The sequence below is a fragment of the Nocardia citri genome, from assembly GCF_054065835.1.
The window spans coordinates 105908-120439 of sequence record NZ_JBSUQM010000007.1 but is presented as its reverse complement, the minus strand read 5'-3'; the positions used below and the strand labels follow the sequence as shown (position 1 = coordinate 120439).

The following is a 14532-nucleotide window of genomic DNA, read 5'->3' as shown; positions in this document are numbered from 1 at the left end:
ATGTCCACTACGACAACCGAAACGACCGTGGATACGGCCCACAAGCGCCGCGGTGTCCAGCGCGGCGTACTCGATCCGAAATTACTGCTGACCGCGATTCCGGACGCGGCCAAGAAACTCGATCCGCGCACGATGTGGCGCAACCCGGTGATGTTCATCGTCGAGATCGGCGCCGTGTGGTCGACCGTGCTCGCGCTGGCCAAGCCGACGTTTTTCGCCTGGGCGATCGTCGTATGGCTCTGGCTCACCGTCATTTTCGCCAATCTGGCCGAGGCGGTCGCCGAGGGCCGCGGCAAAGCGCAGGCCGATACGCTGCGCAAGGCCAAGACCGACACCATGGCTCGACGACTGGTCGACTGGTCGCCGGGTGCGCGCATCATCGAGGAGAGCGTCGGTGCACCGGCGCTGCAACGCGACGATTACGTCGTTGTCGAAGCGGGCCAGGTCATTCCGGGCGATGGCGATGTCGTGGACGGCATCGCGTCGGTGGACGAGTCGGCCATCACCGGCGAATCCGCGCCGGTCATCCGGGAATCCGGCGGCGACCGATCGGCCGTCACCGGCGGCACCACCGTGCTGTCGGACCGGATCATCGTCAAGATCACCCAGGAGCCGGGCGCGAGCTTCATCGACAAAATGATCGCGCTCGTCGAGGGCGCGAGTCGGCAGAAGACGCCGAATGAGATCGCACTGAACATCCTGCTCGCCGCGCTGACCATCATCTTCGTCTTCGCCGTTGCCACACTGCAGCCGTTGGCGATCTTCTCGAAGTCCAACAGTCCCGGTGTGGCGGATACTTCGGCGCTGGACGTGCACGGCGTCACCGGCATCGTCATGGTCTCGTTGCTGGTGTGTCTGATCCCGACCACCATCGGCGCACTGCTCTCAGCCATCGGCATCGCCGGTATGGACCGCCTGGTACAGCGCAATGTGCTCGCCATGTCCGGCCGCGCAGTCGAAGCCGCCGGCGACGTGAACACCCTGCTGCTGGACAAAACCGGAACCATCACCCTCGGCAACCGCCAGGCCTCGGAATTCGTGCCGATGCCCGCCGTCCCCGATGATGAATTGGCCGATGCCGCACAGCTTTCCAGCCTCGCCGATGAAACCCCCGAGGGTCGCTCCATCGTGGTCTACGCCAAGCAGGCCTTCAACAAACGCGAACGCACACCGGGTGAGCTGACCGGCGCGACCTGGGTGGAATTCACCGCTCAGACCCGCATGTCGGGTGTGAACCTCCAGGACGGGCACCAGCTGCGTAAGGGCGCCGCCAGTGCGGTCACCGATTGGGTTCGCGCACAAGGCGGGCACGTACCCACCGAGGTCGGCGTGATCGTCGACGGCATCTCCGCATCCGGTGGCACGCCACTGGTCGTCGGCGAGGTCAACGACGGCAAGGCCCGGCTGCTCGGCGTCATTCACCTCAAAGACGTTGTCAAGCAGGGCATGCGTGACCGCTTCGACGAGATGCGCCGAATGGGCATCCGCACGGTGATGATCACCGGCGATAACCCGTTGACCGCCAAGGCGATCGCCGATGAGGCCGGTGTGGACGATTTCCTGGCGGAGGCCACTCCGGAGGACAAGCTGGCGCTGATCAAGAAGGAACAGGACGGCGGACGACTGGTCGCGATGACTGGCGACGGCACCAACGACGCGCCCGCACTCGCCCAAGCCGACGTCGGCGTCGCGATGAACACCGGCACCTCCGCAGCCAAAGAAGCCGGAAACATGGTCGATCTGGATTCGGATCCGACCAAACTCATCGAGATCGTGGAGATCGGCAAGCAACTGCTCATCACCCGCGGTGCGCTGACCACCTTCTCGATCGCCAATGACATCGCCAAGTACTTCGCGATCATTCCCGCGCTTTTCGTCGCGCTGTTCCCCGGTCTCGACCTGCTGAATATCATGCGGTTATCCAGCCCGCAGTCGGCGATCCTTTCAGCGGTCATCTTCAACGCGCTGGTCATCATCGCGCTGATCCCGCTGGCGCTGCGCGGGGTGCGCTACCGGCCGAGCAATGCCTCGAAGCTGTTGAGCCGCAACCTGACGATCTACGGTCTCGGCGGCATCGTCGCGCCGTTCATCGGTATCAAACTGATCGACCTCGTTGTCCAACTCCTCCCCGGGATGTCCTGATATGCGTATGTCAACTTGGATCCGGCAGCATCTGGCCGCGTTGCGTGCGCTGCTGGTCCTCACCGCGATCACCGGAATCGTCTACCCGCTGGCGGTTTTCGTGGTCGCCCAGATTCCGGGCCTGCACGATAAGTCGGACGGATCGCTGATCACCATGGACGGCAAGGTCGTCGGCTCCAGCCTGATCGGGCAGTCGTTCACCGATAAGGACGGCAATGCGCTGGTGCAGTACTTCCAGAGCCGCCCGTCCGCGGCGGGCTATGGCTACGACCCGCTGTCCACAGCTGCTTCCAACCTCGGCCCGGAAAGCATCGTCGACACCCTCGACGCGGATCCGACCAAGGTGAAGTCCAGCCTGCTGTCCACCGTATGCGCGCGCAGCAAAGCGGTCGGCGACCGTGAGGGGGTCGACGGCAGCCGCCCGTTCTGCACCAAAGACGGTGTCGGCGCGGTGCTTTCGGTGATCGGACCACGAGATGCCAGCGGCGAGGTATCGAAGCCGGTGCAGGTCGTCAGCGTCAACGAGGCGTGCCCGAAGGCGCCGTTCCTCGACACCTACAAGGGTGTCGAGGTCGATTGCGCCAAGCCGGGTGAGGACTATTCGGTCGGCCGGATCGTGCCGATCATCGGCAATGCCTCGAAAGACACCCCGGTGCCGACCGATGCGGTCACCGCGAGCGGCAGTGGTCTCGACCCGCACATCTCGCCGGAGTACGCGGCCATTCAAGTGGCGCGAATCGCCAAGGCCCGCAATATCTCCGCAGACCAGGTACGCACTCTTGTCGATGCGCGCACCGGCGGCCGGACCCTCGGTTTCCTCGGTGAACCGCACGTCGATGTGGTCGAGCTGAACCTCGATCTCGACAAGAAGTACCCGTTCCGCAGCTAACGACCCGAGCGCTCATTCCCGAATGGCGGCTACCGAATCCGCTGCAATGCCACGGGAATGGGCGCTCGGCCGTTCCCGTTCAGTTGTCCTCGTCGCGGGCGAAGCAGTACGCCGACGCGGCGAGATACTGGTGACAGTCCGGACCGTGGCCGGCATGCGTACTGCAGATGAACCGCGCCAGGTCCAGATCGAGATCCATGGGCTCCGCACTGCAATCACGATGCTGAGTGCTCCACAGATCCCGGTGATCCAGTGATGTCTGCATTGTGCACCTCCAGCCTGCTGGTATCGAGTGGGGACGCAAACCAATGTTCTTTTACATCGGTGGATTGCCCGATCCGGTGCCGTTCATCGCACTACCCACCTCATCGCGTGATCTGCCAATCATCGGGCAGCCGCACCGTGGTGATCTGATCGCCGTCGGCTTCGAGATCCACAATCGCCGAGCCCAATCGCAGATCGCTCAACGTGACCGTGCCCCAGTGCGGCGGCAGTTGCGGTCTGACCGTGAGCGTGCGCGACGGCGCGGCCGGATCCAGTCCGAGGAACAAGCGCACCAGCAAAAGCGGTGCCGCACTGGCCCACGCCTGCGGTGAACAGGGAGTGGATACGGGACCGGAACCGCGAACTGATCGCGCGGAAATCCGCAGAACAGCTCGGGCAGCCGACCGCCGAAAGATGCCGCCGCATCGAGTAATCCGCCCGCCAGCCGGGTGGCGAGCTCGACCGCGCCCGGTACGTGCCGATAGCGCAGCAGGCCCGCGACGGCGATCGCGGTATCGTGCGGCCAGACGCGGATCGATACACTGCCCTTGCGATTCGGCCAACTGCTGGAGTGTGCCCAGCGCGAGATCCACTTCCAACGGCAGCGCCATCCACGCGGTGAGCAAACTATCGCGGCCGAACAGGGTCATGAACCAGGGCGCGCCCGCGGCCACGAACGGACGCCCCTCGCCGGATTCGTCGTGAATCTGCAATGCGCCCAAGTCACTTTCCGAACGCCGCAGCACCTGGGTGAGCACCGGATCCGCGGCGGAGATCTTCGTGGCGGTGTGTCGCCACGCCGCCATCTTGCGACTGGGTGCGCTGAGCCCATGGTGCTCTCCCGGCGCCAGCGGCGCCTGAACCCGCTGATTGCCTACCGTCGGCTGCGCCACGATCTCGGTCTGCCAGCGTTCCCCGGGCAGGACGACCACCCGCCAGAGCAGCGTGCCGGGCAGGACCGCGGGCTCGACGGTCGCCGAAACCGTGAGCCCGCGCATCCGATCGGTGCGGTCGTGCAGCAGCAACTCGCCTTCGGCCACGGTGACCTCGGCGCGGCCGTGCGCGGCACGGCCCTCTTTGACCGCGAACAGATCGACGAAATCCGCGTCTACACGCAATTCCAGACTGACCGCGGTGGCCTCCCGGCCCATGTTCTCCAGGGTCAGTATCTCGTGCATGCCATCGGCGACGAGGCGTTCGCGCACCACCAGCAAGGTGCTGTCGGCTTGTCCGGCCTGCGGTGGCCGGCGCAGCACGAATCTGGCCGCGAACGCCTCCGGGCTGAGCACCGACAGTGATTCGGCGGGTTGGCCGTCCACCAGCAGTTCCCAGCGGGAGATGACGCGGGCGTCGCGGAAGAACAACCCATGCGGGTGTCCCGGTTCGACATCACCGAGCCGATTGGACAGGCAGAAGGTGCCGCCCTCGACCAGGGTCACCGAACTACCGCACCCGCCGAGACCGGTCGGCTCACCGGAATTCAGCGGTGCGAGATCCGCGGCGCCGGCGTCTGCGGTCATACGCGTTCGCTCGCGGGAATCCGGACCGGCACCGTCTCGTCGAGCAGCAGTGCCGCGCGCGCAAGGCGGCGCGAACGCAGGAGCTGGTGATACACCTGCTCATAGCCGCGTCCGAGCGTGCCGGAGCCGAAGTTCGCCTCGACATGCGCACGGCACGCGGCCGGGTCGTACGCGCTCACCTCGGCGATCGCGGCGGGCAACTCGGCGGGATCGTCACAGATCCGGCCGGTCACTCCGTCGACGACAACCTCGGCAACCGCACCGCCGCGCAGCGCGACCACCGGTGTGCCGCAGACCATCGCCTCGATCATCACCATGCCGAACGGTTCTTCCCAGTCGATCGGGAACAGCAGGCAGCGCGCACCCGCGAGCAGTTTGCGCTTCGCCGACGCATCGGCGAGTCCGAAAAGGTGATCGCGCTCGGTGATCAGTGGGCGCACTTGCTTCTCGAAATACGCCTGCTCCAGGGCCTCGCTGCACTTGCCTGCGAGCACCAGGGGAATTTCGGCCTCATGTGCGGCTTGCAATGCCAGATGCGTGCCCTTGGTTGGGGTGAAGCGGCCGAGAAACAGTGCGTAGTCGCCTTTTTCGGTTTGGTACGGCCACTGATCGACATGCAGTGCATTGTGTACGCGACCGATCCAATTCAGATCGGGCGCCAATTCGCGCTGTCGATCGCTGATGGCGACCAACGACACTTCTTGGCCCAATTCGCGGTAGTAGTGGTAGCAGTCGCCTTCGTCCACCGGCCCGTGCACGGTTACCACTGTTGGCAAACCCAGGCCCATATACGCCGGGGCATTCAGTGGTCCGGCAAAGGTGTGGTCGTGCACCAGATCCAAGCCGGAGGTGGCGGCAACCTGTTCGATCGCCCTTCGCACCTTCAGAGCGTGCACGACCTCGGGAAACGGCTCGCCGAGCCGTTCGGGCAATGCGCGATCCCACACCGGAACGAATTTCGCCGTGGTGCCGGGTTCACCGGCGCCGAACAATGTCACATCGTGTCCGCGCGCGACCAGTGCGTCGACCAAATCGGCGACGACGGCCTCGACGCCGCCGTAGGCCTTCGGCGGCACGTCGAAGTACGGCGGAACAACCATCGCAATGCGGAATCGTTCACCGACATGGTCGGCGGACAGCAAATCCGAAGCGGCGAATGGCGCCGAATTCGGCGCGAATAGACCTGCGCTCATGACCATCCTTCCAGGGACAACCTTGTGCACATCCACCCAGCACTCGGTGCGCTGGGCGCCGAACGTGGTGGCCGCCGCGGCGGAGGTGAAGACTCGAGCCTGCACCGCCGTCCATTGGGGCTTGGTTGGCCTGGTCACTCCGATTGGCGTGAACAGGGGGGCCGTACACAGACGTACCTTATTTCCGGCTGCTCAAACCAGGCAGTTGGTCTGAAATCTCAGTATTTGGGATAAAATGACCCATTATCCGGCCTTGACATCAAGGGGACTTACGGAGATTTTGACATATATCGAAATTCCGAAATTCCCCTGAATTGGGATCAGAACTCGTCAGCCCGATACCGTATCAGTAATACCGCGCCGGATCTCGCCGGGGCTGTGTTCGGCGCGTCGCACCGCTCGAGCCGCCGACGAACGAAGCTGCCAGGGCACACTGGTAACCATCACCCCCGGTTCGAAGAGCAGGCGGGCCTTCAGCCGCAGTGAGCTCTGGTTGTGCAACAGGTTCTCCCACCAGTGGCCCACCACATATTCGGGAATGAAGATGCTGATCACATCACGAGGCTGGGATCTGCGCATCCGCTTGATGTAATCGATGACCGGACGGGTGATTTCGCGGTACGGAGATTCGATCACCTTGAGCGGTATGGCGACATCGTGTCGATCCCAATCCTGGTGCAGCTGACGGGTATCGGAGTCATCGACATTGACGGTGATCGCCGTGATGGTGTCCGGTCTGGTGGCACGGGCGAATTGGACGGCGCGTCGAGTTGCCTTGTGCCAGCCCGAAACCAGTACGAGGGCATGCACCCGGGCGGGCAGGGTTTCCGCCTCGTCATCGACATCGAGTTCGGCGCGCACGGCGCTGTAGTGGCGAAGTATCAGATACATCAGCACCACCAGGATCGGCATCGCGAAGACGACCAGGTACGCACCGTGGGAAAACTTCGTGATCATCACGACGACCAGGACGACGCCGGTGAAACAGGCGCCGAACGCATTGATCAGGCGGCCGCGATGGATACGCAGCCGCTCCGATGACGTTGTCGCGGTGGCCAGTTCGCGATTCCAGTGCCGGACCATACCGGCTTGACACAGTGTGAACGAGGTGAAGACGCCGACGATGTAGAGCTGGATCAAGCGGGTCGCCGAGCCGTCGAAGGCGTAGATGAGTACACCCGCGATGGCAGCGAGCAGGATGATGCCGTTGGAGAAGGCCAGCCGATCGCCGCGGGTGTGCAGCTGTCGTGGCATATACCGATGTTGCGCCAGAATCGAATTCAGCAGCGGAAATCCATTGTAGGCGGTATTCGCCGCGAGGATCAGAATCAGCGCGGTCGTCACCATGATGAAATAGAACAAAATACTGTTACCGCCGAAGACTGCCGCTGCGATCTGCGCGATCACCGTGCGCTGCGGATCGGTATTACAGTCGCCACGGAATCCGATCAGATCGCAGGTATTCTCGGTCACCCTGGTGTGGGTGATCATCGCGAGTGCGGTGACACCGGCGAACATGGCGATCGAGATGAGACCCATCGCGGTCATCGTGCGAGCGGCATTGCGCGCCTTGGGCTTACGGAAGGCAGGCACACCATTGGAGATCGCCTCGGCTCCGGTCAGCGCGGTACATCCCGACGAAAAGGCGCGCAGAACAAGGAAGGCCAACCCGGCCGCGCCGAGGCCGACTTGCTCGGAATGGATTTCGTAATGCGCACTTTCGGCGACCGGCGTATGCCCGACCACCGCCTCACCGAGACCGACGATGACCATGATGAGAACTCCGACCACGAACGCATAGGTCGGAATCGCGAACGCCCGCCCCGACTCCCGCACCCCGCGCAGATTCATCGCGGTGAGAAAAGCGATGAACCCGATATTGATCGCGACCCGATGCGCATTCAGATCGGGTACCGCGGAAATGATGTTGTCCACGCCCGCGGCAACCGAGACCGCCACCGTCATCACATAATCGACGAGCAGTGCCGCGGCGACCACCAGCCCCGGAACCGATCCCAGATTCTTGGCGACCACCTCATAAGACCCACCCCCGGACGGGTAGGCCTGCACCACCTGCCGGTAGGACAGCACCACGACGGCAAGCAGCACGATCACCGCACCAGCGACCCACGGCGCCAAATGCAGATACGCGAGCCCGCCGAGGGTGAGAATGAGCAGGATTTCCTGTGTCGCGTACGCGACGGAGGACAGTGGGTCACTGGCGAAGATCGGCAGCGCGAGCCGCTTCGGCAACAGCGTTTCACCGAGCCTGTCACTTCGGAAAGGTCGTCCCAGAACGAGACGTTTGACGAGGTCGATCGGTGAAGCCACGATGGGCCAGCTTAAGGCCACCGGACAGGTACGACCGTGCCGGCAACCGTATTGATTTCGTAAAAATCGGCGGCTGGCCTACACAGATCTTGTCAGGATCCGTCGTGCCGAGCCCATCGCTAACCAGCGTAGACGCCTATCATCTCGGTATATGCATACATATAATGCGCACCTCGCGGCGAACCAGGCCGGATAGATTTCGGGTGCTACCCGGCGAGTTGCGTGCGTGACATGAATCGTCCTCGCCAGAAATCGCTCACCCGACTAAGACGAGACAGCCACCGTCACGAAGACGGCAGGCAGCGAGCCCGATCGGGCAGCTCGCTACACGGTTCGTTGCCGTGCTCGCGCAGCACATCCTTACCGGTCGAATCGGTCAGGAAATGCAGGAAGCTGGCGCCGAGCGAATCGCCGGGGAGTTCACCATAGCTGTAAGCGTATTCGACGCCCCAAAACGGATAGCTGCGGTCGACGGCGGCGTCACGACCCGGCGTCACGCCATTGATGGTGAGAGTCGTGGCTCCCGCCTTCACCGCTTCGGAGAACTCGGTGTAGCCGATGGCGCCCGGAATATCGCTCACCGCCTTCTGCATATCCTTGGTGACCTGCACATCACAATATCGTGCCGCCGCGGGCGCGCCATCCTTGATCGCGACACAGCTGACATGCGGCCGATCAGGCTGCGGACCGTCGAGCACTCTGCGCTCCAACGTATTTCGGGTGCCCGACCCGGGTATCCGATTGACCAGCACAACCGGCAGATCGGGACCGCCGATATCGTGCCAGTTGGTGATCCGGCCCTGATACAGATCCTGGATCTGCGCGACCGTCAGGTTGGTGAGGCCGACATCCTTGTGCACGATCATCGTGAACAGCGATAACGCGAGCGGACGGTCCAGCAGCGGTTGGTAGCCATCGCCTTTCGGGCCGTCGCTGATCGCCAGCAGATCCGGATTGCCCTTGCCCTCCTCAGCGAGTCTGTCGAGGCCGCGTTCGGTGCCCTCGAAGCCGAAGGTGAATTTCGCTCCGGTGCACCGCTTCCCGTACTGCGTGGCGGCATCGCGGATGACCTGTTCGAAGGCCGTCGAGCCGACCACCGTGAGTTCGCCCGCGGCACAATCCAATGGCGTCGGATCGGGCGCAAGCACGGATACCACGAGCTGGACGACGATCACCACGACCAGAAAGGCCGTGAGCGCCACCATCATTCGCGACATGCCGGTGCGGCTCTGGGTTTCGATGATCCGCCCGCCCTTGAGACCGCCGCGCAGCGTCGGTGCCGTATATTCCCCCACGCCCTCCGAGCGTTGCAGGATAGCCAGGATCTTGTAGTGATCGGCGCGATTGAGCGGCACCCTCGGCAGATCGATGACACCGATATGTCCCGCCGTATCCTCGCGAACCGCGATACCGGAATCCCGGTCCAGCGAATCGGCCAGCACCGGATCGCTCAGCTCGGTCACCGCCATGCCGATGACCCGGCGCTGTGGAAAGTTCAGATGCAAGCCGACCCGGCCCGCCTCCGGCGCTTGGTAGTCGTGCGTATCGATCGGTGTCGCACCGCTGTTTTCGATACGGACCAGCACCACCGACAGATCCTTCAGCGGCGGACTCGCACCATCGTGCGCGGGACGCAACTGCGGCAACACACCGGGAAAGACCGATTCGATCTCACCGGTGACCGGTGTATCCATCTGTACCCGATAGCCGAGTTCCTTGCGGCCGACGAAGACGAACTCCCACAGGAACGCGATGATCGGCACCGCGACACCGATGAGTCCAAGCACGATTTCGATCGGAAATCCACCCACCGGCGCCGCCACCCCCAAGAGATCTGTGTGTCAACCATTTTCGAACGTTGTGCGGCATCCTCCCAGCCCCCGCACGAGTGTTCGACAACAGTTAACCCGGTGGACAACCTGCCGCGACCGCCGCGGCCGTGATCAGACCACGTCCGCCGCCCCTGATGTGGTCCAGGCGAGCAACTGCTCGGCTGGCCACGTATTGATAACCCGTTCCGGCGCAACACCATTCGCGACCGCGCGCTCGCATCCGTAGCCCAGCCAGTCCAACTGACCGGGTGCGTGCGCGTCGGTATCGATCGAGAAATAGCAACCCATCTCGACCGCCAACCGCAACAGTCGCGACGGCGGATCGAGCCGTTCGGGACGACTGTTGATCTCAACCGCGGTGCCGTAACTTCGGCACGCTTCGAAGACGACTTCGGCATCGAAATTCGACTCCGGCCGCAGTCCTCGCTCGCCCGTGATCAGTCGACCGGTGCAGTGGCCGAGCACATCCACATTCGGATTCGCCACCGCGTACACCATGCGCTTGGTCATGGTCTCGCTGTCGGCACGCAGATGTGAATGGACGCTGGCGACAACGATATCGAGTTCGGCGAGCAGATCGCTCTGCTGATCCAGGGTCCCGTCATCGAGGATGTCCACCTCGATCCCGGTGAGAATTCGCAACGGCGCGACTCGTTCGTTCAGCTCCGTGACCACATCCAACTGACGCCGCAATCGATCGGCCGAGAGCCCGTTGGCTACCGTCAACCGTGGCGAATGATCGGTCAGCGCACAGTATTCGTGACCGAGTGCGGCCGCTACGCCCATCATCTCCGCGATCGGACTGCCGCCGTCGGACCAGTCGGAGTGGGTGTGCAGATCGCCGCGCAACTGGGCCCGCATGGGTTTGCCAGGCACCCCGATGGGCTGTGCGGCCTTGCGCAGTTCACTCAGATACTCCGGTACCGTATCGGAATACGCCTGTTCTATGACGGCGGCGGTCTTCGGCCCGATCCCCACGAGGTCGCGCCAACTGCGCGCCGCGCGATGGGTCGCCAGCTCGTCCTCGGTGAGCTCCGCCACGATATCGGCGGCCCGCCGGTACGCCTTCACCCGATGTGTTTGCGCCCGTGCGCGCTCGAGCCAGAAGCCGATCTCGCGCAGCGCCTCCACCGGACCCGGAACCTTCCCCGGATCCAGAGCGACGACCGAATCGTCTTCCGCCACAGTGGCTATCGAATCCTGCTGTACTTCACGAAAGCGACGCCGTCCTCGAACACCCGGCTGGTGATCACCCGAAAGCGGGCCGCCTCGGGCAGGCGAGGACCGGAACCGAACAGGGAACGGCCCCGGCCCAGGACGACCGGATACAGCTTCAGGAAGATCTGATCGATTTCCGGCAACAACACTTGCGCCAATTCCCCGCCGCCGCACAGCCATATCCCGAGTCCGTTATCCCGCTTCAACTCTCGCACCCTGGCGAGCGGATCGGCCGAGATCAGCTCCACCGAGGGATCCGGACTCTCCGGCAGCGTCGTCGACACGACGAATTGCCGCAGATGCGAATACGGACTGGAGGTTCCGGTCCGCACGCCGAAATCGTGGGTTTTGCGACCCATCAGTACGGTGTCGAAGTAACGGTTGCGCTTATCGATGCCGAGGGCCTCCCGCACCTTCGTCGGCAAGGTCTCGGGGTACTGCGCGGTGATCGCCGGGCCGTGATCGCCACCGACCGGGAAGAAGTCGACCGACCCCTCCTCGGTGGCGATGAACCCATCGATAGTCGAAGCGACGTAGTAGGTGAGCTTGCGCATATGTCCTTCCTACACGGCCAGTGTGCTTTCCCGAACCACTTAAAGAACGGTAGCTCGCTAACGCGAACGGCGACGTATCTTCGGTTGGCAGCGCGGGCAGGAGTAGGAAGAACGATTCATGAACTTTTCCCGCAGGATGGGCGCACCGCACCGACGGCACGGTTCGTCCTCGCGACCGTACACTGCGAGCGAGCGTTCGAAATAGCCGGATTGGCCGTTGACGTTGACATACAGCGCATCGAACGAGGTGCCACCGGCCATGAGCGCCTCCCCCATCACCGCGCCGACCTCGGTGAGCAGGCTATGCACGGCAGGTCTGGTCAGACCGGACGCCAGCCGGTTGCCGTGGATCTTCGCCCGCCACAGGGATTCGTCGGCGTAGATATTGCCGACGCCGGAGATCACGGTCTGATCCAGCAGCACCCGCTTGATCTCGGTCTGCTTGGCGCGCAGCGCGGCCACCACGACCTCGGGGTCGTAGCGCGGGTCCAGCGGATCTCGGGCGATATGCGCGACGGGTTCGGGCACCAGCGCCCCGTCGACCTCGACCAGCGGTGCGAGCGCCCAGCCACCGAAGGTGCGCTGGTCGACGAAACGTAACTGCGCACCATCATCGAGGGTCGCGAGGATGTGCGCGTGCTTCTCCATCGGAGCATCGGCGGGCTGCACCAGCATCTGCCCACTCATACCGAGATGGACGACGAGCGAGGTGTCCGGATCGTCGAAGGTGAGCCACAGATATTTGCCCCGCCGGTGAGCGGCGGCGACCCGCAGACCCTTCATCCGGGCCGTCAGATCGTCCGCACCTTCGAGATGGCGACGCACCGACCGGGGGTGCGTCACCGTGACGGATTCGACCACCCGACCGACAACATGTTCGGCGAGCCCGCGGCGGACGACCTCGACCTCGGGAAGTTCTGGCACGTCAGGCTTCGTCTGTCAGGGCCTGATAGGCGGCGCCCGCGGCCTTCTGCTCGGCTTCCTTCTTGGAGCGGCCGATGCCCTGACCGTACGGACGACCGCCGATCACGGTAGTCGCGGTGAATTCCTTGTCGTGGTCTGGACCTGTCGAGGTGATCTCGTAGCTGGGCACGCCGAGGCCACGCTCGGCGGTGAGCTCCTGCAGGCTGGTCTTCCAGTCCAGTCCGGCGCCCATCCGCGGGCCGCGCTCGAGCAGGTCGGCGAACAGCCGCAGCACCACCTCGCGCGCGACATCGATACCGTGCTCGAGATGGACCGCGCCGAGCAGCGACTCCATACCATCGGCGAGAATGCTCGGCTTGTCCCGGCCGCCGGTGAGCTCTTCGCCCTTACCGAGCAGCAGGTGCACACCGAGACCGCCCTCGCCGAGCCCGCGCGCCACCTCGGCGAGCGCGTGCATATTCACCACGCTCGCCCGCAGCTTGGCCAGTTCGCCCTCGGATCTGTCCGGGTGCTCATGGTAGAGCCGCTCGGTGATGCTCAGACCGAGGACCGAGTCGCCGAGAAATTCCAGACGCTCGTTGGTCGGCAGCCCGCCGTTCTCATACGCGTACGACCGGTGCGTCAGCGCCAGCCGCAGCAGATCGGCCCGCACGTCGACGCCGAGCGCCGCGAGCAGGCTCGCATGTTCACCGGACGGGCCGGATTCGTCCTTGCTGGCGGTCACTTCGATACGACAGGTCGAACGATCAGACAGCAGCGGTGACCTGGCGGCCCTTGTAGGTGCCGCAGGAGGGGCACGCGATATGCGGCAGCGTCTTCTCGCCGCAGGCGCGGTTCGGGCAGGTGATCAGGGTCGGCGCGGTGGCCTTCCACTGGCTGCGCCGCGACCTGGTGTTGGAACGGGACATCCGGCGCTTGGGAACGGCCACGACTACTTCTCCTCTTGTCCTATTGCCTGCCGGTACGGCAGCACTGTCTCGGTCTTAATGGTCTGTGTTGGTTGCACCCGAATCGGGGCTGCCGTTGCCGGGCGACTCGACGGCGAACTTCGCCAATCCGGCCCAGCGAGGGTCAAGTATCTCATGCCCATGGCCGGAACCCGCAATCGCCATCCGGACACCGCATTCCGGGCACAGGCCCGCGCAGTCCGGAGTGCACAGCGGCTGCAGCGGAAGTTCGAGTCCGATCGCGTCCGTGATCACCGACTCCAAGTCGATCTTGTCGTCGACGATGCGGTAGATCTCGTCGTCCTCGGTGGTCTGCTCGGTCGCACTGTCCGGGTAGGCGAACAGCTCGGTGAGCTGGATTTCGACCGTGCCGGTGAACGGTTCGAGGCAGCGCGCGCACTCCCCGGCCGTCGGCGCGGCCACTGTTCCGGTCACCAACACGCCCTCGGACACCGCCTGCAAGCGCAGATCGAAATCCACCTCGGCGCCAGCCGGAATGGCGATCAGGTCCAGCCCGATCCGCTCGTCGGTGGTGACTACGCGGTGCAGCTCCTTCATCGTGCCGGGGCGACGGCCCAGGCTGATGACATCCAGCACGAAACCAGAATCCGGCGCACGGCGCGAGGCCGAACCTGGGCGCGAATCGGGACCCGAACCGGCGGACATCACGAACTCACTTCACATTCGAGGGGAAATGGGCAACCACCCAACAATACGC

At 64.0% G+C, this 14532-nt stretch carries 12 protein-coding genes and 1 pseudogene; 2 read left to right on the top strand and 11 right to left on the bottom strand.

The window, feature by feature from the left end:
* Together kdpB and ACW2Q0_RS13190 are read left to right on the top strand one after the other, a co-directional pair.
* The gene (gene kdpB / locus ACW2Q0_RS13195; RefSeq protein WP_457189712.1) at nt 1–2142 is read left to right on the top strand and encodes a potassium-transporting ATPase subunit KdpB; all 2142 of its coding nucleotides are present in this window, start codon (nt 1–3) and stop codon (nt 2140–2142) included.
* Between the two features lies 1 nt (nt 2143).
* The gene (locus ACW2Q0_RS13190) at nt 2144–3031 is read left to right on the top strand and encodes a potassium-transporting ATPase subunit C (RefSeq protein ID WP_457189710.1); all 888 of its coding nucleotides are present in this window, start codon (nt 2144–2146) and stop codon (nt 3029–3031) included.
* A 79-nt stretch (nt 3032–3110) separates the two neighbouring features.
* Here ACW2Q0_RS13190 and ACW2Q0_RS13185 read toward each other — a convergent pair whose 3' ends face one another.
* From ACW2Q0_RS13185 to ACW2Q0_RS13135, 11 genes and pseudogenes are all read right to left on the bottom strand, one after another.
* Nucleotides 3111–3296 carry a hypothetical protein gene (locus ACW2Q0_RS13185; RefSeq protein WP_457189708.1) on the bottom strand — a complete coding sequence of 62 codons (186 nt, stop codon included), beginning with the start codon at nt 3294–3296 and terminating at the stop codon, nt 3111–3113.
* Nucleotides 3297–3396: 100 nt separating this feature from the next.
* A pseudogene (locus ACW2Q0_RS13180) lies at nt 3397–4815 on the bottom strand (glycogen debranching N-terminal domain-containing protein).
* The gene (locus ACW2Q0_RS13175; protein WP_457190059.1) at nt 4812–5915 is read right to left on the bottom strand and encodes a glycosyltransferase family 4 protein; all 1104 of its coding nucleotides are present in this window, start codon (nt 5913–5915) and stop codon (nt 4812–4814) included. Before ACW2Q0_RS13175 ends, ACW2Q0_RS13180 begins: the two are co-directional and overlap by 4 nt.
* A 423-nt stretch (nt 5916–6338) precedes the next feature.
* On the bottom strand, nt 6339–8339 hold the full coding sequence (locus ACW2Q0_RS13170; protein WP_457189706.1) for an APC family permease: 2001 nt from the start codon (nt 8337–8339) through the stop codon (nt 6339–6341).
* 284 nt (nt 8340–8623) lie between these two features.
* The gene (locus ACW2Q0_RS13165) at nt 8624–10150 is read right to left on the bottom strand and encodes a PstS family phosphate ABC transporter substrate-binding protein (protein ID WP_457189704.1); all 1527 of its coding nucleotides are present in this window, start codon (nt 10148–10150) and stop codon (nt 8624–8626) included.
* Between the two features lie 132 nt (nt 10151–10282).
* The gene (locus ACW2Q0_RS13160; RefSeq protein ID WP_457189702.1) at nt 10283–11356 is read right to left on the bottom strand and encodes a PHP domain-containing protein; all 1074 of its coding nucleotides are present in this window, start codon (nt 11354–11356) and stop codon (nt 10283–10285) included.
* Nucleotides 11357–11361: 5 nt separating this feature from the next.
* Nucleotides 11362–11943: a dihydrofolate reductase family protein gene (locus ACW2Q0_RS13155; RefSeq protein ID WP_457189700.1), complete on the bottom strand. Its 582-nt coding sequence runs from the start codon at nt 11941–11943 to the stop codon at nt 11362–11364.
* 57 nt (nt 11944–12000) lie between these two features.
* On the bottom strand, nt 12001–12867 hold the full coding sequence (gene mutM / locus ACW2Q0_RS13150; RefSeq protein WP_457189698.1) for a bifunctional DNA-formamidopyrimidine glycosylase/DNA-(apurinic or apyrimidinic site) lyase: 867 nt from the start codon (nt 12865–12867) through the stop codon (nt 12001–12003).
* Nucleotide 12868: 1 nt separating this feature from the next.
* Nucleotides 12869–13591, bottom strand: a complete 723-nt coding sequence (rnc, locus tag ACW2Q0_RS13145) for a ribonuclease III (RefSeq protein WP_457189696.1) — start codon at nt 13589–13591, stop codon at nt 12869–12871.
* A gap of 22 nt (nt 13592–13613) precedes the next feature.
* A complete protein-coding gene (gene rpmF, locus ACW2Q0_RS13140; protein ID WP_014987105.1) occupies nt 13614–13796 on the bottom strand; it encodes a 50S ribosomal protein L32 in 183 nt (60 codons plus the stop codon).
* 54 nt (nt 13797–13850) lie between these two features.
* Entirely contained in the window at nt 13851–14480 is a 630-nt protein-coding gene (locus ACW2Q0_RS13135) for a YceD family protein (RefSeq protein ID WP_457189693.1), read from the bottom strand.
* Nucleotides 14481–14532 lie beyond the last annotated feature (52 nt).

Coding starts and splice junctions, on each gene's coding strand:
- kdpB (WP_457189712.1), top strand. CDS start 1: ATGTCCACTACGACAACCGAAACGACCGTGGATACGGCCCACAAGCGC.
- ACW2Q0_RS13175 (WP_457190059.1), bottom strand. CDS start 5,915: ATGGTTGTTCCGCCGTACTTCGACGTGCCGCCGAAGGCCTACGGCGGC.
- ACW2Q0_RS13190 (WP_457189710.1), top strand. CDS start 2,144: ATGCGTATGTCAACTTGGATCCGGCAGCATCTGGCCGCGTTGCGTGCG.
- ACW2Q0_RS13135 (WP_457189693.1), bottom strand. CDS start 14,480: ATGTCCGCCGGTTCGGGTCCCGATTCGCGCCCAGGTTCGGCCTCGCGC.
- ACW2Q0_RS13185 (WP_457189708.1), bottom strand. CDS start 3,296: ATGCAGACATCACTGGATCACCGGGATCTGTGGAGCACTCAGCATCGT.
- ACW2Q0_RS13155 (WP_457189700.1), bottom strand. CDS start 11,943: ATGCGCAAGCTCACCTACTACGTCGCTTCGACTATCGATGGGTTCATC.